Origin of the sequence: Campylobacter sp. BCW_4332 (genome assembly GCF_001763175.1) — a bacterium.
GTDB lineage: Bacteria > Campylobacterota > Campylobacteria > Campylobacterales > Campylobacteraceae > Campylobacter_D > Campylobacter_D jejuni.
This window is the reverse complement of sequence record NZ_MJYF01000052.1, coordinates 17,292-39,270: the sequence shown is the minus strand read 5'-3', so window position 1 is coordinate 39,270 and position 21,979 is coordinate 17,292. Positions and strand designations below refer to the sequence as shown.

Genomic DNA, 21,979 nt, shown 5'->3' with positions numbered 1-21,979 from the left:
TTGTTTTAAAAAAGCATTAGCAAAACTTATTTTAGAATTTTCTTTACTTTCTTTATTAGCTTTACTTTGTGAAAGTATAGAATTATAATTTGAGCTATCATTGATACTAAAGATACTCATATTAATTCCTTAATTTAGATTTTTTTGCCTTCAATCTAAATATATTAAAATAATATAAGCAAGATCTGTTCCGTTTTGAGGTGAAAAGAAAATATTTATCACACCAAAGGTAAGGTAAAATAAAAATTCTTAGGATCACTTTGAAAACTTAACTCTCCCTTATGAGCGTTTATGATTTCTTTAGAAAGAGACAAGCCAAGCCCATTGCCTTTAAGTTTTGTTGTTTTAAAAGCTTCAAAAACCAATTTCTCATCTTTTATTTCACAACCATTATCATACACTCTGATGCATATTTTTTCATTATCACAACTTGCTAAAATTTTAATCATAGGCTTTTCACATTCGCTTTCTTCTATCGCATCAATAGCATTATAAATCAAATTTTGCAAAACCAAACCAAGAAGAGCTTTATCAGCACAAATCTGCTTATCCAAAAAAGATATTTCAAAGTCTATTTGAGAAGTAAAATTATAAGAGTTAATGGCACTTTCACACTCTTCTTTTAACTCTAAAAGATTAAAATTTAAAGCATTGATGTGCACACCCTTAGTAAAAAGTAAAGTTGAATTTACGATACGCTCTACTCTAGCAATAGCCTTTTGGATTTCAAGAACTATATGCTTATTTTTAAGCTCACTACGAGCAAAAAGGGTTGAAGCAAGTAAAGATATAGATCCAATAGGATTTCTTATCTCATGTGCCAAATGAGCCGCCACACTGCCCATGCTTGCAAGCCTTTCATTGCGTTTTTCATCGCTAATATCTATAGCTGAAACTATAGTTTTTTCATTATGTGCTATGATTTTTACCGCATAAAACCTACCTTCAAATTCAAGCTCATCACGAATTTTATCCAGACTAATGATACTAAGTAATTTTGGATTTTTCAAGGCTTCTTGATTTTGTAAAATAATATTTTTTTCTTTATCTAAAATCCAAAGTGCACTAGGCAACACCTCTATAATCTCATCAACCATTGCGCGTAAGGAATTATAGTTTTCATTTAAAGTTTTGTATTCATTTTCTATTACATAAGTTTGTTCTATAAGACTTTCTAAGCCTTTTTGTAGGGTTTCTTTTTCATTTGAGTCTAAACTTTTTAAAATACTTTCATTCATTTATCATTCCTCTAATAAAATCTTAAAATCATTCAAATCAAGTAAAAGCAAATTCTGTTCACATATTTTATCAAATTCCTTGCTAAAACCATTTTTTGAGATTATAATGTAATAATTTGGAGCCAAATTTAAAGACTTTGCTTTTGATTTTAAAAGATTTAAAATATTTTTACAAATTTTTTTATTTTTAAATTTAACTTCTCCGACAAAACATAAATTTTCATCTTGATAATAAAGATCAAGTTCTAAATTCTTATCCCAGTAACTTTGCACTCCATTGATATTGAATTTTTTCTCAAGCAATTCTCTAGAAAGTTGTTCAAAACAAAAACTTTGATAAAGTTCAAATTTTTCTTTAATGCATTCTAAAACTTCTTTATAACGATTTTGCAAAATAAGCTTTTCATTGGGCTTTAAAAAATAAAAAAAGAAACGAATAAAATGGTTGCTAAATATAATCTTATCTTGGACAACATAAGATCTTAGTTCTTTTTTGATTTTTTGTCTTTTATCTTTTATTTTTTTAGCTTCCTTACTATACTCAAGTTTTATTATACCTGTTTCTAAAAGATATTTAAGTGTAGATAAAGCTTTAAAATGCTGAATTTTTCTATTGATAGAAAAACGCTTGCGATTGTTTTTAGCTAGTAAAGTAAGAGCGTAAGAACTTGTTTCATCCAAGGCGAAATAACTTTTAATTTTTAGATAATCATCAAGCAAAATTTGCTCTATATTTGCAAATACATCATCTTCAAAATTTAAAATGTTTAATTTTTCAAAACCTTCAAACACACTATAAAAATCAAAAAGCTTGCTTAAAGACAAATTCTTATGCAAATCTACAAAGTTCTTAAATTTTATATTTTTCCTTTTATAAAGCATTTTTATAGTATAATTTTAACAAATTTTTATAAGGATTGTATTTGCAAATTTCAGATTTAAAAAAAGAATTGATCTTAAAAAAAGGTATTTTGCATTTTGACTTCACAGCAAGTGCTTTAGCTCTAAAATGTGTAGAAAAAGAAATTTCAAAAATTCTTCCAACCTATGCAAACACACATTCTGATAGCTCTTTGAATTCTTTTAAAACTCAACAAATTTACGAACAAGCAAGAAAAGATATAAAAAAAAGTTTATCATTAGATGAAAATTTTGCCCTTATAGCCTGCGGAACAGGATCAAGCAGTGCTATTAAAAAATTTCAAGAATTGATCGGCATTTACATTCCTCCTCTTGTAAAAGAAAGATATTTTACGCAAATTGATAAAAATACCTTACCTTTAGTTATCGTAGGGCCTTATGAGCATCATTCTAATGAACTTTCATTTCGAGAAGGCTTGTGTGAATGCATTAGAATTCCCTTAGATAAAAATGGAGAAATTGATTTTGATTTTCTAGAAAAAACTTTACAAAAAAACAAAAAAAGAAAAATAATCGCTAGCTTTTCTTTGGCTTCAAATGTTACTGGGATATTAAGTAATTACAAACGCATTTCTGAAATGGTTCGTAAATTTAAAGGGATAGTTGCTTTTGATGCATCTAGTTTCATTCCCTATAAAAACATATCTTGCCAATACTATGATGCGTTGTTTATAAGTTCTCATAAATTAATCGGTGGTATTGGTGGTTCTGGACTTTTAGCCATCAAAAAAGATCTTTGTGGAAACAAGCCTAGCTTTGCAGCAGGTGGAACTGTGGGCTATGTTTCTCGCACTTCACAATGCTACCTTTGTAATGAAGAAGCTTTAGAGGAAGGAGGAACACCTGGAATTTTACAACTCATTCGCGCTAGCTTAGCTTTTAAAATCAAAGATTCTATAGGGGTTAAAAATATAGAAAAAAAAGAAGAAATTTTAAAAGATTATTTTTTTGAAAAACTAAAAACTATACCTAATTTAATTTTATATGCAAAGAATTTAAAAACCCGATTGCCTATTTTTGCTTTCAATATCAAAGAAATTTCTCCTTTTGATATCGCTTACGAACTTAGTAAAAAATACCACATAGAAACACGCGCTGGATGTGCTTGTGCTGGGCCTTATGGTCATGATTTGCTAGGCTTAAAAGATAATCAAAAACTTAAAACAAAACCAGGCTGGTTAAGAATAAGCTTGCATTATACGCATGAAAAAGAGGATATTGATTATTTTTTCGATGCTTTAAATAAAACTATAGTAAAATTATCACATTAAAATATTATAGTTTTATTATTATGTATAAAAATTCTATCTTCAAAAGCCAAATCAAGCGCTTTTGAAAGAACATCTTTTTCTATATTTCTACCTGCTTGTTGCATATCTTGCCAAGTAAATTCATGGTTTACAGGCGAAACAGCTTGAGTGATAATAGGACCTTCATCAAGATTATTATTTACAAAATGTGCCGTAGCTCCAATTATTTTAACCCCTCTTTCAAAGGCTTGTTTATAAGGATTTGCTCCTATAAATGCAGGTAAAAAAGAATGGTGAATATTTATAATCTTGCCTTCAAAATGCCTAACAAAATCAGGAGATAAAATTCGCATATATTTTGCCAAAACCAAATAATCAAATTTATATTGTTCAAGACATTTTAAAATCTGATTTTCTTGCTCTTTACGATCTAAATTTTCAGCACTGATAAAATGATAAGGAATTTCAAATTTCTCAACTAAATCCTTTAAAGAGTTGTGATTTGAAATCACAGCTTTGATATTTGCTTCAAGTTCGTTACTATAATGCTTTATTAGCAAATCTCCCAAACAATGACTTTCTTTAGTAGCAAAAACAACAATATCTTTTTTTCTCTTCTCGCAAAGCTCTATCAAGGCTTCTTGTCCAAGCATAGCCTCAAGCGTTCCTATAAAAGCTTCTTTATCAAACTCACCTTCTAAAAGAGCACGAAAAAAAAACATTCCTTCGCCTACAAATTCATCGTTTTTTACTATATTGATATGATATTTAAAAATAACATCAGAAATTCTATAGATTAAACCTTTTTGATCTTTGGTGCAAATTTTTAATACAGAAATCATTTAGCTAAACCTTTTATATATTCTTTTAATTCATTCTCTCTTGCTTCTTGAATCTTTAAACCAAGAATTTTACCACAAAATCCAGCATTTATGAAATCTTTTGCTAAAATTTTACTTTCAAACTTATTCTCATAAAGTCTTAATCTTTTAGCTTGCTCAATACGCTTTTTACTCCAAAGTCCAAGCCATTCCTTCAAAGGCATTTCAAAAGCAATTTTTGCTAGTTCAAAATCACTTATATCATCAAGATAAAAAGCTTGATTTGCGTATTTTAGGTATTCTTTTTTAAGTTTGGTTCTTTTAAAAAATATATCTTTTTCTAAATTAAAAAAATTCAAATACAAATACAAGAATAAAGCATCGCTTTTTACAAATTCTCTACTTTGTCTGAGTAAATTTTGAAATTCCAAACTCTTAAAAACACTCTCAAAGCCAAAAATCTGTTTTTCTAAGTCAAGTTCTTGCAAATATCTATAGCCAACATCAAGTCTAGGGCTTTTAAAGAATTTATAAAGCTCCGCATTGATCCTATCTTTACTAAGATCAGTTATATCCATACTTTGCATCAATTTCAAGCTTTCACTAGTTATCTTAAAGTTAAACCTTGAAGCAAATACTACCGCTCTTAATACTCTTAAACTATCCTCTTGAAAGCTTTGTTTGTCAATATGCCTTAAAAAGCCTGCTCCTAGATCTTTTAATCCTCCATAAAAATCTAAAAACTCATCGTTAAAAAGATTAATCATCATAGAATTTATGGTAAAATCGCGTCTTTTGGCGCCAAGTTTTTCATCATTACAAATTTGAACTTCAAAACCTTTATGTCCATAGCTTATTTTATTTTCGGTTCTAGCAAGAGCTAAATCATAATTTTTAAACTTATACACAAAAAAACTTTTTCCAAGGCCTTGTGCGCCCAATTTTTGCATAATCTTTTCAAAATCTTTAGGTTTGATATCATAAAGCTCTATATCATAGTCACAAATTTTTAAGCCTAAAAACAAATCCCTAACGCTACCTCCAACCAAATACGCTCGTTTAGTATAAGGCTTTAAAAACTCAGCGATAAACTGTAAATCGGGATTATTTTTTAAGCTTATCTTCGATATTTGCAAGCAAAAACTCTAAAAAATTTATGGTCAAGTTTAACCTATTTTCAAGATCATCTTTTTTTATGCTATTTAAACCTTCAAAAAGAACTAAAATTCTCTCTCTAAGATGTTTTAAAAAAATATCCTCATTAAGCGTTTGAACCTCTGTCATAACACTGGGATTTAAAATTTCACTTTGCAAAAAAGGCTCTTCTTTTTTAAACTCTTTATTTTCCTGAGTAGAAATTTCAATATTATTTTGTATTTTTTGCTCTTCTTCAAATTTTGCCATAGAAATTTTATCTTCTAAGTCTTGCGGAGTATCAAGTTCTTCGCATACAAACTCCATAGGTGGTAATTCATCTTTTATTTCAGTTTTTCTGCTTAATTCTTGTTCTTTTAAAATTTCATTTTGTCTTCTTTGCTCTTCCATGATAGAGCTAACTTCGCTAATGGTTTTTTTAGCTAAATCTTCCAAATTCATATTTTTATCAACCACCTTTTAAATTCATTAATTTCTTCATCGCTTTTCATATTAATAAAAAAATCCAACATTTGAGTGTTTAAATCTTTATGCTTGGATCTAAAACCACTAAGACGACGAACCGCATCGATAGCGTTTTGGTTATCTGGATCTTCTTTTAAGATATTTTTATAAATTTCTAAAGCTTCGTCTTTTAACCCTTGAGCCTCATAGATAGAAGCTTCAGTGACTGTATTTTTCATCACTGTTTCCTAAAATTTTTCTTTAATTCTAGCAAAAAGCTTTTTAATTTATCTTTAAGAAAATAATATGATTTTTAATGTCTATTTTGTTTTAAACAATTTTTCTATATATTCTTTTTTTTCTTTCTCTAAGCTAGAATTTAATTCTTTTTGTTCTTTTTTAACTTGCACTTTTAAATCTTGATTTTTAAAATACACATAATCAATTCCAAAAATAACACCAATTACAATAAGCAATGGGATTAAAAATACCATATACTTTACACTTTAAGAAAATTGATTAAATACACTACCATAGTAGCGAATATTCTCAGCATTTTCATTTTTTTCTATCGTTTCTATTGCGCCGCTATTGATTGCTTTTTGGATATCATCATTTAAATTTTGATAAGAAAAAACCATATTAATACTGATAATATTTGGCAATTTCTCAAGCATTTTATAAGAGTTTAATTCATCTTCTAAATTTTCACTTTCAATCACAACTATAATCTTTTCATTTTTACAAAGTTCTACAGAACAAAAAGGAATTTCAGATATAGCCTTTTTTAAATCATTTATATATTCTTCTTTTGCTAAAATCAAAACACTAGAAAGATTATTCATCAATACTCCTAAACATTATACTATCACCAAAGCCTGAAACAATAAAATCTTTATTGTTTAAAAAAATAATAAACTCACTCATCAAATTTTCATTATTAAAAGTTTTAACAGGCTTAAAATCACTTGTGCTAAAAACTTCACTAACTCCAGCTTCGTTATCACTATAAACAGCCAATTCTCCATTAGGACTTAAAGCGCAAGTATATATCAAAAAATCTTTTTGCAAAAAATTTTGCTCTTCATTTTTTACAACTCCTATACGCCTATCCGTTCCACAACTTAAAATAACATTATTTTTAAAATCTACTTGATAGATATTATCTTTATGCATTTTATCATAGTTTTTTAACATCTTCCAATTTTTCAAATCAAAAAGTTCTACTTCGCCACTCTCAAAACCTGCAACTAGCCTACTCTTATCTTCATTTAAAACTGCATCATTAAGACTAGAATGGGAAAAATTAAATTTTTTTATATTTTTTAAACTTTTATCAATCAATTCTATTTCAGAACCAATAGAAATCAAAAGATAAGTATTTTCATTGATAAAAAATGCTTTTATTATGCTATTTTCTTCGAGCTTTTTGATTTGTAAATTTTCCTTATAAAAACTTAAATTTTTAGCACCAAAATCACCCTCGCTAAGTATTAAAAGTGTATGTTTAAAAATATCAATGTTGTAAATTTTAGCAAAATCATCACCATAATAATTTTTAATCTTTGGCAAAGATAAAAGTTCTTTTAAACTTTTATCTTTAATGTTATATTGTAAAATTTCACCTTTATCAGTGCCTATATATAAGTTTTGCTTATCAAGCTTTAAAGCTGTTATATTGGCATTTAATTTCAGCTCATAAGCATAAGACAAAACACAAAAAAGACTCAAAATAAAAAGAAATTTTTTCATTTATTTACTTTACACCCTCATTAATCACATCAATTAAATTTGAACGACTTTTTAATTGTTCATTTTTAAATTCAGGTTTAAAGCTATTTCCCACCAAAGGTTTTGCATCGCTTTGTGGAACATGACACTGAGTGCAATTAAAACGACTATCGCTAATCATATCTCCTGTGGTTTTATTGTGTCTAAAATCATAATAATGACTAGCAGGAAGTGGAGTTGCACCAGCATCTGCTGCTATAGCCTTATCATGGCAGCTTAAGCACATATTGTTATCTTTAGTTATAGGTAACAAATCTTCAATAGCATGCGGAATTAATGGTGGTGCATTTTCATAAGAACGCTCAAAACGAGTAGATTCCCCAGGTTGTAAAGTTGTGAAATTTGCTTCCACTAAATTTACTTTATTTTCATTTTCTAAACTTGCTTTTCTAAGTCCAATTTGTTCCGAACTTACCCCACTATTCATTGCACAAGCGGCAAAAAATACCACTGCAGCACTTCCTAATAAAACCAATTTCTTCTTCATTATTTATTCCTTAAATCAAAAATATTAAAATTCAAAGCATCATCATTACAAACTTCTATACATCTTGCACACCTTATACACTCTCCTGATTTCACGCTAGTACTTTCTTTTCCAACCATCCACAAAACCTGTTTTTCAGGACAAATACGGATACATTCATAACATTTAGTGCATTTATCACTATCATGCTTTATTTTAAGCAAAGCAAAACGAGAAATAAAAGCATAAAAAGCTCCCAGTGGACAAAAATGTGAACAAATTGCCCTAGGGCTTAAAAAAGTATCAATACAAAAAAGTATAAAGGCTACAAAAATCCAAGAACTTGTAGCAAAAATAATCCCTCTATGTATCATTCCTATATAAGAAAAACTTTCAAACACAGGCAATGAAAATACAAAAGAAAGGATTAAAACCAAGACTAATACAAAATAGCGTAAATTTTTAGGCAAAATTAAAAATTTATTATTAAGGGTTAATTTATTTCGCACAAAAGCAGCAAAATCTGTGATTAAATTAACAGGACAAACCCAAGAGCAAAAAACCCTTCCTAAAAGCAAACCATAGATAAAAAATATAATCAAAGCTCCTATTAAAGCCATTAAATCTATACTCCAGCTTGCTAAAATAATTTGCAAAACCGCAAAAGGATCGCTTAAAGGTATGGTATTAAAAAGTCTAGAAGAACTTAAATTTCCCTGTAAGATAAAATCTGTAGCTTTAAAACTAAAAAGCGCTAAAATTCCAAGCTGAACGATGCGTCTAGCAATTAAATACTTCATCACAGTTCTCCATCATTTAAATAATTGGTTGCTTTTTTAGCATTAAAATGTTTTGAAGTATCTGCATTTTTTATACGACCTTCATCTTTTTCATCCCAGCCTTTTACATAATGAGATCCTGCTTTTCCCAATACATACTCCCTTGGTAAAACACGAATGGCCGGTTTTTCAGTAATACAAGCAAGTTCACAAAGCCCACAACCTACACACACTTCATGATCCACACTAGGTAGTAAAAAAGCATGTTTGGCGGTGCGTTCATTGCGTTTAAGCTCAAGTTTTAAAGCCTTATCTATCAAAGGACAAGCTCTATAACAAGCATCACATTGAATTCCCCAGTGTGCCACACAAGAAGCACTATCAACAATAGCAATACCCATTTTCAAGGATTCTATACCCTGCTCTAAATGCTTTTTATCTAAAGCATCAGTTGGACATTCTCTAATGCAAGGAATATCCTTACAAAGATAGCAAGGAATTTCTCTTGCCTTAAAAAAAGGCGTACCATTTTTTGGACTATCTAACAAGCTAGCGAGCTTTAAAGTATTATAAGGACAGGCTTTTACACAAAGCCCACAACGAATACATTTGCTTAAAAATCTAGCTTCATCTTCAGCCCCAGGAGGACGCAAGGCATAATTATCATCGGCTTTTAAAGTCAAATTAACCAAAAATCCACCTCCTGTACATAAACATGCAGCCTTAAAGGCGCTAACGAAAAATTCTCTTCTACCTTTCATTTAATCAAAACCCTAAATTAAGCCTTATAAATTTTTACAGCACATTTTTTAAAGTCAGTTTGTTTTGAAAGCGGACAAGTCGCATCCAAAGTAACTTTATTGATATATACATTCTCATCAAACCACGGCACATACACAAGTCCTACAGGCGGTTTGTTTCTTCCACGCATATCTACTCTTGCTTTTACTTTACCACGACGAGATTCCACCCAAACCAAATCACCTTGATTTAAGCCTAATTTCTCTCCATCTTTCTCACTCATATAGCAAAGCGCTTCAGGGACAGCACGGTAAAGCTCAGGCACACGCATAGTCATAGTTCCACTATGCCAATGCTCTAAAACCCTTCCTGTTGCAAGCCAGAATGGATACTCTTTACTTGGTCTTTCAGGTGCTTTCATAAATGGCCTAAAGAAAATTTTAGCCTTATTTTTAATACTGTGCTCTTTTTCATCTTTAGGAGCTATTAAATCTCCATTTGTAAGCATTTTGTTAAAATCACCATAAAAAGCAAAATCTGAATTTGGAGCCGCTTTTTTAGCATAATAATCAAATTTAGTATTAAACCTCCACTGTGTTTCCTTGCCATTAACCACAGGCCATCTTAAACCCCTTACTTTATGATAGGTATCAAAATCCGCTAAATCATGGCCGTGTCCTAAGCCAAATTTACGATATTCTTCCCAAAGGTATTTTTGAACGAAAAAGCCATAGCCTGTAAATTCTTTTCCATCACTGCCTTGAATTTTTCTCTCATCGCCTTTAACATCAGTATTATCAAAGCCTTTTGCGATAGCATCGTTTGGATTAAAGCTTTTTGCTTCTTTATTGGCAAATAGTACATCAAAAAGTGTATCATCTTCACTATAACCCATAGCTTTTGCCTCTTCTAAAACACTTGGCAAGGTAAGCTTATTATCCACTTTTTGCTCTTTCCAAACTTCTTTAAGCTTAAAGCGTTTTGCAAATTCTAAAATTTGCCAAGTATCACTCATGGCAGCACCTACAGGTAAGACTTGTTGTTTCCAATGTTGAGTTCTTCTTTCAGCATTACCATAAGCACCCCATTTTTCATAAATCATAGCACTTGGTAAAATAAGATCAGCTACTTTTGCTGAAATTCCAGGATAACAATCACTTACAACAATAAAATTATCCATTTCTCTTGCTGCTGCGATCCAGTGATTTGCATTTGCAGTGTTTTGCCATGGATTATTCACTTGCACCCATGCAAATTTAATTTTTCCATCTTCTAAATCTCTCATGATATTAAGATAAGGAGAACCTGGTTTTGGGTTGATGGTCTTTGCAGGAACTTTCCAAATTTTTTCAGAAATTTCTCTGTGTTTTGGATTTGCCACAACCATATCCGCAGGCAAACGATGGGAGAAAGTCCCTACTTCCCTAGCCGTTCCGCAAGCACTTGGCTGTCCTGTTAAAGAAAAGGCTCCACTACCTGGTTTAGCTTGCTTTCCTAGTAAAAAATGCACCATATAAGCTTGTTCATTTACCCAAGAACCTCTTGTATGTTGATTAAAGCCCATAGTCCAAAAACTTACGACTTTGCGATTTTTCTCTATGTAAAGATTAGCTAATTCTTGAAGTTTTTTCTTAAAATCTTCCAAAGACTCATTATCATCACCTTTGGCTACCTTTGCAGTGTATTCCAAAGTATAAGGGGCTAAACCTTTTTTAAATTCTTCAAAAGAAATTTCCCAGTTTTTATCAGCCACACCTTGATGTTTCATTTCAAATTTATCACCCGCTTTAACGCCAAGATAAGATAAAGAAGTAGCCTCTTCATCGTCTAAAGTGATTACATTTTCTTTTTCAACTGTATCTTTTTCACTTTCTTTAAATTTTGGATGATTTGGATTATTTCTCATACCATAACCAATATCAGCATAACCAGTTGCAAATACGCAGTGTTCTTTGATAAATTTCGTATCCATAGCCTCTGGATGATTATAAACAATCTCTCTTGCTATGTAGTTCCAAATAGCCAAATCTGTATTTGGTTTAAAAATAATTTCAATATCAGCAATATTTGAAGTACGGTTAGAAAAAGTGCTTAGATTAACAACTTTGACCTTATCAAGATTACTTAGTTTTCTATCACTTACTCTTGACCAAAGGATTGGGTGCATTTCAGCCATATTAGCTCCCCAAGTGATAATAGTATCTGTAAGTTCTATATCATCATAACAGCCTGATGGCTCATCTACACCAAAAGTTTGCATAAAACCAACCACTGCAGAGGCCATACAATGTCTTGCATTTGGATCGATATTGTTTGTTCTAAAACCCGCTTTTGCAAGTTTTAAAGCAGCATAACCTTCTTGGATAGTGTATTGCCCACTACCAAAAATCCCTATACCTGTAACGCCGAGTTCATTGTAGGCTTTTTTAAATTGTTTTTCCATTTCATCAAAAGCTCTTTGCCAAGAAACCTGTTGAAATTTGCCTTTTTTATCAAATTCGCCTTTTTCATTCATGCGAAGCAAAGGCATAACAAGGCGATCTTCACCATACATGATTTTAGCATTAAAATAACCTTTGATGCAATTAAGTCCGCGATTTACGGGTGCTGCAGGATCGCCTTTTGTTGCTACGATTTTGCCATCTTTTCTGGCTATCATAATTCCACAGCCAGTTCCACAAAATCTACAAACAGCCTTATCCCATTTCCAATCTTCTTCTTGCGCGCCAAGCATAGAGCTTGGAACACTAAGTCCTGCAACACTAGCAGCACTTGCAATAGCGGTATTTTTAATAAAATCCCTTCTATTCATCCTTATTCCTCCAAAATAAAAAAATCATCTTATTATAAAAAATGGAGTATAAAAATCTCTTGAAATTTTAATAAAAATAATAATTTTAAAGCTCTATTTTATAGGAGTTTTATTGTCCTTTTTATATTATTCTTACACAAAATAAATATTAAAAATAATCAACTTAAAATAATAAAAAAATGAAGATGTAAAAATTAAGCCCTAAGAATGGGCTTAATCAAAATTAATGGCAACCACAACCACCGCAGCAGCTAGAACCACCAAAAAATGCATCAAGTTTTGCAATATCTGGCATTTCTGTGATTTCATTTACAAGTTCTTTATATGCCACTTTACCCTCTTTAATCACAAATACGGCACGAGCTAAAAGCCCTTCTAAAGCACCTTCATTTATCAAAACACCATATTTTTCACCAAATTCTTTTGCCACAAAATCACTTGCAACACTTAAATTTTCAATACCTTCTGTACTGCAAAATCTTCCCATAGCAAAAGGCAAGTCCATACTTACTACAATCACTTCAGCACCATTGTAACTGGCTACTTTTTTATTAAATTCTCTAGCCTCTGTAGCACAAACTGGTGTATCTAAGCTTGGAACACTTAAAATGATTTGAGTTTTACCCGCTGCACCGATTTCAATCACGCTTAAATCTTTAGCTTTAAGATTTACCTTAGGAGCATCTGCTCCAACTTCTACTGAATTTCCTTTAAGTTTTACAGGATTTCCTTTAAAATTTACTGTACTCATTTAATTTCCTTTTTTGATATTTTAAACATTATTACAATTAATGTTTTAAGAGTGATTATATCCTATAAACATTAATTATTTTTAATTTCACTGAAAATTATTTTACTTCTTTCCAAGTATATTTTTTCCACACTTTTTGAGCTTCCTTACTCTTAATAAAATCTACAAATTCTAAAGCTTTTTTATTTTCTAAACCTTTTTTTGTAGGAGCTATTTCAGCTGCACGATAAATCACTGCATTTTTATCTTTGATAAATAAAGCTTTATCATCGCCTAAAGCCTTTGCCCAATGAGACCAAATGATTAAAGCATCAATATTTGGATTGTTATTCCACTCATCTACAGCAGCTTTGGAATTTTTAGCATAAATTTTTATATTTTTACGTAATTTTACCAAATTTTCTCTTTTTGCACTTTTTAAAGCCATATCTTCATAAAGTCCAACTTGTCCTGCACCATCAACCACCATAACATTTACACCATCTTTTAAAATGTCTTCAAAATTTTTAATATTTTTTGGATTATTTGGACGCACGATAATACCTGATGGACGCACATTTAAAACGCTTAAATTTTCCAAACTTAAACTTGGAATTTTTTTAGCAAAATCATCCATCATTGAAGTATTGCCTGAAAAAATCAAATCTGCATTTTCTTTTGCTTTATCTATCCAAGCTGGAGTTGGACCTGCGGTTACAATCACCTTTTCTTTTGTTTTTTCCTCAAATTTTAAAGCAAGCTCTTTTAGCACAGGAGCAGGACCACCTGGACCATAAACTAAAATTTTAGCATTTAAAAAACTTGCTGCTACTAAACTTAAAAAATTAATATTTTTTTCATAAAATAAACCTTTCTTTAATAATATAACTTACTTGAAAGAAAATTCTATCAATCTATAGTTAACTCTCCCTTGCAAAGCCCTGCTTCTATAAGAAAACGAGAAGGAGCAAAAGAAGTTTTTTTGTTTTTATCATATTTAGCATAACTTAAATAAAGTATATTTTTTGCCCTAGTTACCGCAACATAAAAAAGTCTTCTTTCTTCTTCTAAGCTTCCACCCATTCCCATAAGCTTTTGATTAGGAAAGCGACCTTGCGCAAGATCAATCACAAAAACAAGATCAAATTCCAAGCCCTTACTTGCATGCACGCTAAGCAAATTAACTCCTTTGCCACTACTCATTTCGCTTGCACCTAAAGTTAGAAAATTATAATACTTGTAAATATCGCTATAATTTTTTGTAAGCTCTTTTAAAACATTGAATTTTGTTTCTATTTTTTCTAAATTTTCACTCTTTCTTAATAAATCCACCTGCCCTGCTTTATTTGTCGCTCTTTTGATTGCAAGTTCTTCGCAAATTTCTCTATAAAAAGAATTTTCACAAATTAAATTGACTAAAGTCAAAGAATGTTTTATTTCCATAGCTTTTTTTAAAAAAAGATAGATTTTTTCCAAATTTCTAGCGCACAAATCATTGATTTTTGAAAGTCTTAAAATAGGATGTGCATCAAATTCACTCTCAAATTTAAAACGAGTTTCGCTGGCTAATTCTTCCAAATCTGCAAAAAGCCCAAGTTGATAATTTCTTTTTTGATGATTTTGCAAATTTACATTTTTATCAGGATCTAAAAAACCTTTTATTAAATTTCCATGCCCTAATTTTAAAAGTGCGTCAAAAATTTCTTTTGCTAAAACTCCACCCACACCTTTGGTATATTGAACCAAATGAATAAAAGCCATGATATCTTTAGGATTTACCACAAGCGCAAGCATGGAGCTAAAAGCTTTAACTTCCAAACTTTCAAAAAAACTTCCACTTCCCTTTCTCACACTTGCAATGCCCTGCTCCCTTAAAGCTACTTCAACCCCATCAGCACTTGAGTTGTTGCGAAAAATCACGGCAATTTCTTCCAAACTTACTCCGCTTGTAAGTATCATTTTGGCTATATTTTGATACTGATCAAATAATTCTTCAAAAGTAAGCAAAGATGGGGCTTTAAACTCATCATTTCTTGTAACAATAAGTTCTTTTGGATATAATCTTTCGTTATTTAAAATCACTTTATTAGCCAAAGCTAAAATACTTCTTGATGAACGGTAGTTTTTATTTAAAGAAAAAATTTTTGCATCTTTAAAACGATCTTTAAACCCACCTATGATATTAATATCCGCTCCATTAAAAGCATAAATACTTTGATCATAATCCCCTACGCAAAACAAACTTTTACTATGAAAAGCCTCTATTAAGGAACTTTGCAAAGTATTTGTGTCTTGATATTCGTCCACTAAAATTTCATCAAATTCATATTTTTCTTCTTTTAAAAGCTCTTTTAGATTGATAAGTAAGTCATTAAAATCTACATAATTAAAACGCTTTTTTTCATTATCATATTCTTTTAAAATATCTTCATAAATTTCAGCATAAATACTTTGTTCTTCATAGTTTTGACAAAACCAAGTATAAAAATCTTGATTGTGTGCTTTGTTTTGAAACAAAGAATAAAGATCATATAAATAACTTGATTGATAAGGTTTTATATCACTTAAATGCCTAAAGGTTCTTTTTTCATAGACACTTTTAAGTAGAGTTTTTAACTCGCTTGCTTGCTTTAAAATTATATTTTTATCCGCATTTCTAAGTAAGGTATAAGCCGTACTATGAAAAGTTCCTGCAAGTATTTTACTGGTAATATTTTTATCAAAAAATTTCCCTAAACGCCCTATCATTTCTTTACTGGCTTTATTTGTGAAAGTCAAAAGCATAATTTTTTGAGGTGTCACTCCCTTGCTTAAAAGATAAGAAATTCTTGCAACAATAGTAGAAGTTTTTCCCGTCCCTGCACTTGCAATAACAAGATTGTGTCCAAAATCAGCAGTAGCAGCAAGATATTGTTCATTATTTAATTTTGAAAGTGGCATTATTTTCCTTATAAAAGTTAAAATTATAAAAAAAAATTACTTAAAAATATAAAAATTTAAAATTACTTTATATTAGATTATAGTACAATGCTAAAATTATTTAACTTTCTGTTTTTAAGGGATAGCAAATGAATTTGAAAATTTTTTCTATTATTGTTGGCATATTAATTGCTATTATTGTGATATTAGGTGGAACCTATTATTATCTTTTTGAATATTCAAAACCAAAGAATTACACCTTAAACACCAACACTTACACCGAGCAAAAATCGTATACTAATAACTACGATAATTCCTATTCGCCCTCGATCCAAACCAACAATAGTTCATCAGATATAAATATTAATAACAATACCATCCAAAAGCAAGAAACAAACCCATTAGATGAAAATCAAAGCTTAAATAACAATACATTTAATACGCCAATAAGCGAAAACAATCAAAGCTTAAATAATGACACCAATACAAGTAATAATATTAATACAAATGAAAATAAGCAAATTTTAGATACGGATAAAGAAAAATTAAAACAAGAAAATAAACAAGCCAAAATAGAAGCTCTTAAAAAAGAAATCAGCAAACAACAAAAGATCTTAGAAAGAGAGAGAGCCGTAAAAAAAGAACTTCAATCAAACAAGTCAAACAAAAATAAATATCTAAATACCGCTAGAGAGTATCTAAGCATAGGAAAAAACAGTCGTTTAGAACCTGAACTTAGTACAGAAAATATGAAAGTTTATATTTTAGATGGAAAATTTTTAAGCCAATATAGAATCAATCTGTTAAAAGATATGCTAAGCGTTATACAAGATAATGCAAAAGATTATTATCTAAGTATTTTTGTTAAAATGCTACCAAAAGGGGAAATGAAATTAACTATCTATAACAAAGAAATTATCTTTTCAGATATGAAAAAAGCTTATAAATATATTAGCTTAGATAGATTAAGCCCATATTTAAACAATCCAAAAGAATTAAATGAACATGTAGCACGTGAAGAAATTTTAGAAAGACTTAAACTTCAAATTAAAAAAGATGGCAAAGGAAGTGATTTTTCTAAACATATCAAAAGTTTGAAAACTGGACTTAATACAGCACAATATTTCTTCCCGTTTTGTGAAATTATAGAAATTAGCTCTATTAAATAAGCTAAAACAATAAAGGCAAATAATGTATGATAAAAATTTAGAAAAAGAGTATTATCAAATTTGCGAAGAACGCGGATATTTTGAGATCGATGGCAATAAAACCATACAAGAAAAAGATAAAAATTTCTGCATTATGATGCCTCCTCCTAATGTCACTGGAGTTTTACACATAGGACATGCTTTAACTTTTACTCTACAAGACATTATGACGCGTTACAAAAGAATGGATGGCTATAAGGTTCTTTATCAACCAGGGCTTGATCACGCAGGTATTGCTACTCAAAATGTTGTAGAAAAACAACTTCTTGCTCAAGGCATTAAAAAAGAAGAACTAGGTAGAGAAAAATTTATAGAAAAAGTCTGGGAGTGGAAAGAGCAAAGCGGTGGAAAAATTTTAGACCAAATGAGAACACTAGGCATCACTCCTGCATGGAGTCGCTTGCGTTTTACTATGGATGAAGGTTTGGTTAATGCCGTAAAAAAAGCCTTTGTAGAACTTTATGATAAAAGACTTATTGTACGTGGAAACTACATGATAAATTGGTGTACTCACGATGGCGCTTTAAGTGATATAGAAGTTGAATACAAAGAAAACAAAGGAAAACTTTATCATATTAAATACTTTTTAAAAGATAGCGATGAATTTTTAGTAGTAGCCACAACGCGTCCTGAAACTTTTTTTGGCGATACTGCAGTTATGGTACATCCTGACGATGAACGCTATACTAAATTTGTGGGCAAAGAAGTGATTTTGCCTATAAGTAAAAAAGCCATTAAAATTATAGCTGATGAGCATGTAGAAAAAGAATTTGGAACAGGAGTTGTAAAAGTTACTCCCGCTCATGACATGAACGATTATGAAGTAGGACTTAGACATAATTTAGAATTTATAAGCGTTTTTAATGAAAAAGGAATTTTAAACGAACATTGTTTAGAGTTTCAAGGTTTAGAACGCTTAGAAGCAAGAGAAAAAATCGTAGCCAAACTTGAAAGTCTTGGCTTTATAGAAAAAATAGAAGAACATAATAATCAGGTAGGATATTGTTATCGTTGCAACAATGTAGTTGAACCTTATATCTCCAAGCAATGGTTTGTAAAAAAAGAAATCGCCCAAGAAAGTATAGAAAAAGTTGCACTTGGCGAAAGCAAATTTTATCCAAATCACTGGATAAATAGCTTTAATGCTTGGATGAAAGATTTAAGAGATTGGTGTATTTCAAGACAACTTTGGTGGGGGCATCAAATTCCTGTGTATTATTGCGAATGCTCTCATGAATGGGCAAGCCAACATACGCCTAAAACTTGTCCAAAATGTCAAAGTCAAAATTTCAAACAAGATGAAGATGTACTTGATACTTGGTTTTCTTCAGGACTTTGGGCTATGAGTACTCTAGGCTGGGGGAATGAAAATTGGGGTAAAGATAAAATTTGGTCTGAAAAGGATTTAAAAGATTTTTATCCCAATTCTTTACTCATTACAGGTTTTGATATTTTATTTTTCTGGGTGGCTAGAATGATGTTTCAAAGCACTAATGCCTTACATCAACTTCCTTTTAAAGATATTTATTTACACGCTCTTGTGAAAGATGAGCAAGGTAGAAAAATGAGTAAAAGTCTTGGAAATGTCATCGATCCAAATGAAAGTATTAAAGAATATAGTGCCGATATTTTACGCTTTACTTTAGCACTTCTTGCTATACAAGGACGCGATATTAAACTTAGCAATGATAAACTTTTACAAGTTAGAAATTTTACAAATAAAATTTATAATGCTACAAATTATCTGCTTTTAAATGAAAGTAAATTTGAAGATTTGGAAAATATCACACTTCATTCAGAATTAGCAAAATATATTTATGCCAAATTTCAAACTTGTGTTAAGGATGTAAGAGAAAATTTAGACAATTATCGCTTTAATGATGCAGCCAATACTCTATATAAATTCTTTTGGGATGATTTTTGCGATTGGGGTATAGAGCTTAGCAAAGCAGAAAAATCAAGCGTTAAAGAACTTGGTAGTATTTTCAAAGAAGCTTTAAAGCTCTTAAATCCTTTTATGCCTTTTATCAGTGAATATTTATATCATAAACTAAGCGATACAGAACTTAAAACAAGCCCTTCTATTATGATAAGCAAATATCCAAAATTTAAAGAACAAGATAAAAATATAGAAAAAATCTTTTCTTTACTTATAGAAAGCATAGTTGGTATCCGCCGTGCTAAAAGTTTAATCGATCTTGGAAATTCTAAAATAGAAAAAGCTTATATCAAATTTAACGATAAAAAAATCAAAAATGAAATCAAAGCTTATATGAATTTTATCATGATGCTCGCAAAGTGCGAGCAAATAGAATTTAGTGAAGAAAAATTACCAAAGGCAATATGTGATGTTAGCGAGAATTTAGAAATTTTCATTACGCTTGAAAATGTTGATTTAAGTGGTATTTTAACAAGACTTGAAAATCAAAAAAATAAGCTTGAAAAAGAAAGCTTCAAGCTTAACTCCATGCTTTCAAATGAAAAATTCACTGCTAACGCACCTAAAGAGGTGGTGGAGCAAAATAAAGAAGCTCTAGAAAATTTAAAAATTCAGCTTGAAAAAATATCAGTTGAACTTCAAAATCTAAGAGGTTGAAAATTTGATAAAAATAAAAAATTTAAAAAAATATTATGGCAAGGAACTCGTGATAAACGATGTTTCTTTGGAGATTAAAAAGGGTGAAATTTACGCCATAGTAGGTCATAGTGGAGCTGGAAAATCCACTCTTTTAAGATGTATTAATGGACTTGAGAATTATCAAGAAGGAAGCTTAAAAGTCTTTGATCAAGAAATTAAAGATTTAAGTCAAAAAAAATCAAAAGAGCTAAGAGTGCTTAGAAAAGATATAGGGATGATTTTTCAAAATTTTGCCCTAATGGAGCGCAAAAATGTATTTGAAAATGTTGCTATACCTTTAAGAACACACTATACTCAGTGTAAATTTCATGCCAAGCTTTTTAATAAAGAATACATGAGTGAAAAAGAAATTGCCCAAAAAGTCAATTCTTTACTTGAAATCGTAGGACTTGATCATAAAAACAAATCCTACCCAAGAGAACTAAGTGGGGGGCAAAAACAACGCGTTGCTATTGCTAGAGCCTTAGCTTTAAACCCAAAAATTTTACTTAGTGATGAAGCTACTTCGGCTCTTGATCCAAACACTACAAAAAATATTTTAGAGCTTATATCTAAAATCAATACTGAATTTGGGATTACTGTTGTTTTAGTAACTCACGAAATGGATGTGGTAAAAGACATAGCTCAAAAAGCTTTATTGCTTGAACATGGACAAATCATAGGAAGTGGAGCAATTGATGAGCTTTTTTTAAAGCCTAATGCCAAAATGAAAGAATTTTTAGGAGAAAGTGATTTTTTGCCTAAACACGGACTTAATATCAAACTTTACTTTCCAAAAGAAGTTGCCCAAAATAGCGTCATCACTCATATGGCAAGAACTCTAAATATAGACTTTAACATAGTTTGGGGTAAAATAGAAAAACTTAATGGAAAAGCCTTAGGAAATTTAGTTATAAATATAAATGAAAAGGATAAAGACAAGGTTCTTGATTACATAGAAAAAAGTGGAGTATTATGGGAGGTGGCATCATGAATGAAGAAAACATCTCTATCATCAGTGCTTTTTTTGGTAGAATTTCTCAATTTTTTAATGAATTTTCTTGGCAGGATATTAAAGAAGTGAGTTTAAGTTCTATCACAAGTTTCAGTGAAAATTATGAGAACATTTTAAAACCTGCACTTAATGAAACAATTTATATGAGTTTAATGGCTGTACTATTTGGATTTTTATTGGCTATTATTCCTGGAATTTTACTTGCTATTTGGGATAAAAACGGAATTAAAGAAAATAAAATCGCTTATAGCATTTTAGATTTTATTACAAATATACTGCGTGCCTTTCCATTTTTAATTCTTATAGTTGTTCTTTTACCACTTTCTAAAATCATAGTAGGCACCAGCATAGGTACAAATGCCGCCATAGTTCCATTAGCTATCGGAATAGCTCCTTATTTGGCAAAGATGCTTGAAAGTGCTTTTAAAGAAATAGACAAAGGAATCATAGAAGCAGCAAAAAGTTATGGCTCTAGCAATATTCAAATTATCTTCAAGGTTATCTTTAGTGAGGCTCTTCCTGCTATAATTAGCGGAATTACTCTAACTTTAATCTTTACCATTGGTTTTTCTGCTCTTGCTGGAACTGTCGGCGGTGGAGGTTTGGGAGATGTCGCTATTCGCTATGGTTATGAAAGATTTAACAAAGAAGTTATGATTCAAACTGTAGTTATTTTACTTATATTAGTTCAGTTAGTTCAAATTCTAGGTAATTTATTTTATACTTGGGCTAAAAATAGTAAAACTACATATATCATTGCCACTCTATTGATTTTACTTGGAGTTAGTATAGTTATCAATATAAACAATGATGAAAATTTCTTTTGGCAAGCAATTATTTTTATCTTATTTTTAGGAAGTTTGCTTTATAAAGGTTTCAAAAAATAAGGAGATTATATCTCCTTTTAAGATAAATATAAGTTTTTTTAAGTAAAATTTAAACAAAAAATTAAAGGAATTAAAATGATGTATCAGATGCGTTAATCTGGCTATCAACAAGTTTTTATACGCTTCTTCCTGATAGTCAGAGTGAATTTATTAAGATTAAAGCAAGCACAAAATGACTAAAAAGG

21 protein-coding genes are annotated in these 21,979 nt (G+C 30.3%); 5 read left to right on the top strand and 16 right to left on the bottom strand.

Annotated elements, in window-relative coordinates; genetic code table 11:
- Positions 1-218: 218 nt before the first annotated feature.
- Together flgS and AJN64_RS05935 are read right to left on the bottom strand one after the other, a co-directional pair.
- Positions 219-1,238, bottom strand: coding sequence for a fla regulon two-component system sensor histidine kinase FlgS (flgS, locus tag AJN64_RS05940; protein WP_002881726.1), 1,020 nt, complete (start codon positions 1,236-1,238; stop codon positions 219-221).
- 3 nt (positions 1,239-1,241) lie between these two features.
- Positions 1,242-2,120 carry a DUF234 domain-containing protein gene (locus tag AJN64_RS05935; RefSeq protein WP_079396825.1) on the bottom strand — a complete coding sequence of 293 codons (879 nt, stop codon included), beginning with the start codon at positions 2,118-2,120 and terminating at the stop codon, positions 1,242-1,244.
- Between the two features lie 35 nt (positions 2,121-2,155).
- On the opposite strand from AJN64_RS05935, the gene AJN64_RS05930 reads away from it, so the two are divergent.
- Complete coding sequence (locus AJN64_RS05930) at positions 2,156-3,430, top strand: aminotransferase class V-fold PLP-dependent enzyme (protein WP_083271925.1); 1,275 nt, start codon at positions 2,156-2,158, stop codon at positions 3,428-3,430.
- Here AJN64_RS05930 and purU read toward each other — a convergent pair.
- The 14 genes from purU to AJN64_RS05860 all read right to left on the bottom strand — a co-directional run bounded on the left by purU (position 3,427) and on the right by AJN64_RS05860 (position 16,088).
- Entirely contained in the window at positions 3,427-4,251 is an 825-nt protein-coding gene (purU, locus tag AJN64_RS05925; RefSeq protein WP_002852510.1) for a formyltetrahydrofolate deformylase, read from the bottom strand. The genes AJN64_RS05930 and purU overlap by 4 nt on opposite strands.
- Complete coding sequence (locus tag AJN64_RS05920; RefSeq protein ID WP_044779453.1) at positions 4,248-5,366, bottom strand: CCA tRNA nucleotidyltransferase; 1,119 nt, start codon at positions 5,364-5,366, stop codon at positions 4,248-4,250. The genes purU and AJN64_RS05920 overlap by 4 nt, the downstream gene beginning before the upstream one ends.
- Positions 5,335-5,826 carry a CiaD-like domain-containing protein gene (locus AJN64_RS05915; protein ID WP_044794316.1) on the bottom strand — a complete coding sequence of 164 codons (492 nt, stop codon included), beginning with the start codon at positions 5,824-5,826 and terminating at the stop codon, positions 5,335-5,337. The genes AJN64_RS05920 and AJN64_RS05915 overlap by 32 nt, the downstream gene beginning before the upstream one ends.
- A complete protein-coding gene (locus AJN64_RS05910) occupies positions 5,823-6,071 on the bottom strand; it encodes a tetratricopeptide repeat protein (protein WP_002859818.1) in 249 nt (82 codons plus the stop codon). The genes AJN64_RS05915 and AJN64_RS05910 overlap by 4 nt, the downstream gene beginning before the upstream one ends.
- A 78-nt stretch (positions 6,072-6,149) precedes the next feature.
- Positions 6,150-6,323: a Sec-independent protein translocase subunit TatA2 gene (gene tatA2, locus AJN64_RS05905; protein WP_002876097.1), complete on the bottom strand. Its 174-nt coding sequence runs from the start codon at positions 6,321-6,323 to the stop codon at positions 6,150-6,152.
- 12 nt (positions 6,324-6,335) lie between these two features.
- Positions 6,336-6,674, bottom strand: a complete 339-nt coding sequence (locus AJN64_RS05900; RefSeq protein WP_053872750.1) for a chaperone NapD — start codon at positions 6,672-6,674, stop codon at positions 6,336-6,338.
- Positions 6,667-7,581 (bottom strand): WD40 repeat domain-containing protein, encoded by a 915-nt coding sequence (locus AJN64_RS05895; protein ID WP_053872588.1) that lies wholly within the window; start codon positions 7,579-7,581, stop codon positions 6,667-6,669. Before AJN64_RS05895 ends, AJN64_RS05900 begins: the two co-directional genes overlap by 8 nt.
- A 4-nt stretch (positions 7,582-7,585) precedes the next feature.
- Positions 7,586-8,110, bottom strand: a complete 525-nt coding sequence (locus AJN64_RS05890) for a nitrate reductase cytochrome c-type subunit (RefSeq protein ID WP_010891887.1) — start codon at positions 8,108-8,110, stop codon at positions 7,586-7,588.
- Positions 8,107-8,889, bottom strand: coding sequence for a quinol dehydrogenase ferredoxin subunit NapH (napH, locus tag AJN64_RS05885; protein ID WP_075912945.1), 783 nt, complete (start codon positions 8,887-8,889; stop codon positions 8,107-8,109). The genes AJN64_RS05890 and napH overlap by 4 nt, the downstream gene beginning before the upstream one ends.
- On the bottom strand, positions 8,886-9,626 hold the full coding sequence (gene napG, locus AJN64_RS05880) for a ferredoxin-type protein NapG (RefSeq protein ID WP_070292795.1): 741 nt from the start codon (positions 9,624-9,626) through the stop codon (positions 8,886-8,888). The genes napH and napG overlap by 4 nt, the downstream gene beginning before the upstream one ends.
- Positions 9,627-9,643: 17 nt before the next feature.
- The gene (gene napA, locus AJN64_RS05875; protein ID WP_070275163.1) at positions 9,644-12,418 is read right to left on the bottom strand and encodes a periplasmic nitrate reductase subunit alpha; all 2,775 of its coding nucleotides are present in this window, start codon (positions 12,416-12,418) and stop codon (positions 9,644-9,646) included.
- Between the two features lie 223 nt (positions 12,419-12,641).
- Positions 12,642-13,169, bottom strand: a complete 528-nt coding sequence (tpx, locus tag AJN64_RS05870) for a thiol peroxidase (RefSeq protein ID WP_002856712.1) — start codon at positions 13,167-13,169, stop codon at positions 12,642-12,644.
- A gap of 97 nt (positions 13,170-13,266) precedes the next feature.
- Complete coding sequence (gene peb2, locus AJN64_RS05865; RefSeq protein ID WP_079396823.1) at positions 13,267-14,034, bottom strand: AcfC family adhesin PEB2; 768 nt, start codon at positions 14,032-14,034, stop codon at positions 13,267-13,269.
- A gap of 23 nt (positions 14,035-14,057) precedes the next feature.
- Positions 14,058-16,088 (bottom strand): ATP-dependent helicase, encoded by a 2,031-nt coding sequence (locus AJN64_RS05860; RefSeq protein ID WP_070292794.1) that lies wholly within the window; start codon positions 16,086-16,088, stop codon positions 14,058-14,060.
- A gap of 128 nt (positions 16,089-16,216) precedes the next feature.
- Between AJN64_RS05860 and AJN64_RS05855 the strand changes: the two genes are divergently transcribed.
- The 4 genes from AJN64_RS05855 to AJN64_RS05840 are packed head-to-tail and all read left to right on the top strand — an operon-like array spanning position 16,217 to position 21,794.
- The gene (locus AJN64_RS05855) at positions 16,217-17,236 is read left to right on the top strand and encodes a hypothetical protein (protein ID WP_002861422.1); all 1,020 of its coding nucleotides are present in this window, start codon (positions 16,217-16,219) and stop codon (positions 17,234-17,236) included.
- A 22-nt stretch (positions 17,237-17,258) separates the two neighbouring features.
- The gene (locus tag AJN64_RS05850) at positions 17,259-19,871 is read left to right on the top strand and encodes a valine--tRNA ligase (protein WP_044780309.1); all 2,613 of its coding nucleotides are present in this window, start codon (positions 17,259-17,261) and stop codon (positions 19,869-19,871) included.
- Positions 19,872-19,875: 4 nt separating this feature from the next.
- Positions 19,876-20,886, top strand: a complete 1,011-nt coding sequence (locus AJN64_RS05845; RefSeq protein ID WP_053872591.1) for a methionine ABC transporter ATP-binding protein — start codon at positions 19,876-19,878, stop codon at positions 20,884-20,886.
- The gene (locus tag AJN64_RS05840) at positions 20,883-21,794 is read left to right on the top strand and encodes a methionine ABC transporter permease (protein WP_053872592.1); all 912 of its coding nucleotides are present in this window, start codon (positions 20,883-20,885) and stop codon (positions 21,792-21,794) included. The genes AJN64_RS05845 and AJN64_RS05840 overlap by 4 nt, the downstream gene beginning before the upstream one ends.
- Positions 21,795-21,979 lie beyond the last annotated feature (185 nt).

Bases quoted from the DNA above. Each gene is read 5' to 3' on its own strand.
- tpx (WP_002856712.1), bottom strand. From the start codon at position 13,169: ATGAGTACAGTAAATTTTAAAGGAAATCCTGTAAAACTTAAAGGAAAT.
- purU (WP_002852510.1), bottom strand. From the start codon at position 4,251: ATGATTTCTGTATTAAAAATTTGCACCAAAGATCAAAAAGGTTTAATC.
- flgS (WP_002881726.1), bottom strand. From the start codon at position 1,238: ATGAATGAAAGTATTTTAAAAAGTTTAGACTCAAATGAAAAAGAAACC.
- AJN64_RS05915 (WP_044794316.1), bottom strand. From the start codon at position 5,826: ATGAATTTGGAAGATTTAGCTAAAAAAACCATTAGCGAAGTTAGCTCT.
- AJN64_RS05855 (WP_002861422.1), top strand. From the start codon at position 16,217: ATGAATTTGAAAATTTTTTCTATTATTGTTGGCATATTAATTGCTATT.
- AJN64_RS05895 (WP_053872588.1), bottom strand. From the start codon at position 7,581: ATGAAAAAATTTCTTTTTATTTTGAGTCTTTTTTGTGTTTTGTCTTAT.
- AJN64_RS05900 (WP_053872750.1), bottom strand. From the start codon at position 6,674: ATGAATAATCTTTCTAGTGTTTTGATTTTAGCAAAAGAAGAATATATA.
- napA (WP_070275163.1), bottom strand. From the start codon at position 12,418: ATGAATAGAAGGGATTTTATTAAAAATACCGCTATTGCAAGTGCTGCT.
- AJN64_RS05860 (WP_070292794.1), bottom strand. From the start codon at position 16,088: ATGCCACTTTCAAAATTAAATAATGAACAATATCTTGCTGCTACTGCT.
- AJN64_RS05935 (WP_079396825.1), bottom strand. From the start codon at position 2,120: ATGCTTTATAAAAGGAAAAATATAAAATTTAAGAACTTTGTAGATTTG.
- tatA2 (WP_002876097.1), bottom strand. From the start codon at position 6,323: ATGGTATTTTTAATCCCATTGCTTATTGTAATTGGTGTTATTTTTGGA.
- napG (WP_070292795.1), bottom strand. From the start codon at position 9,626: ATGAAAGGTAGAAGAGAATTTTTCGTTAGCGCCTTTAAGGCTGCATGT.
- AJN64_RS05840 (WP_053872592.1), top strand. From the start codon at position 20,883: ATGAATGAAGAAAACATCTCTATCATCAGTGCTTTTTTTGGTAGAATT.
- AJN64_RS05850 (WP_044780309.1), top strand. From the start codon at position 17,259: ATGTATGATAAAAATTTAGAAAAAGAGTATTATCAAATTTGCGAAGAA.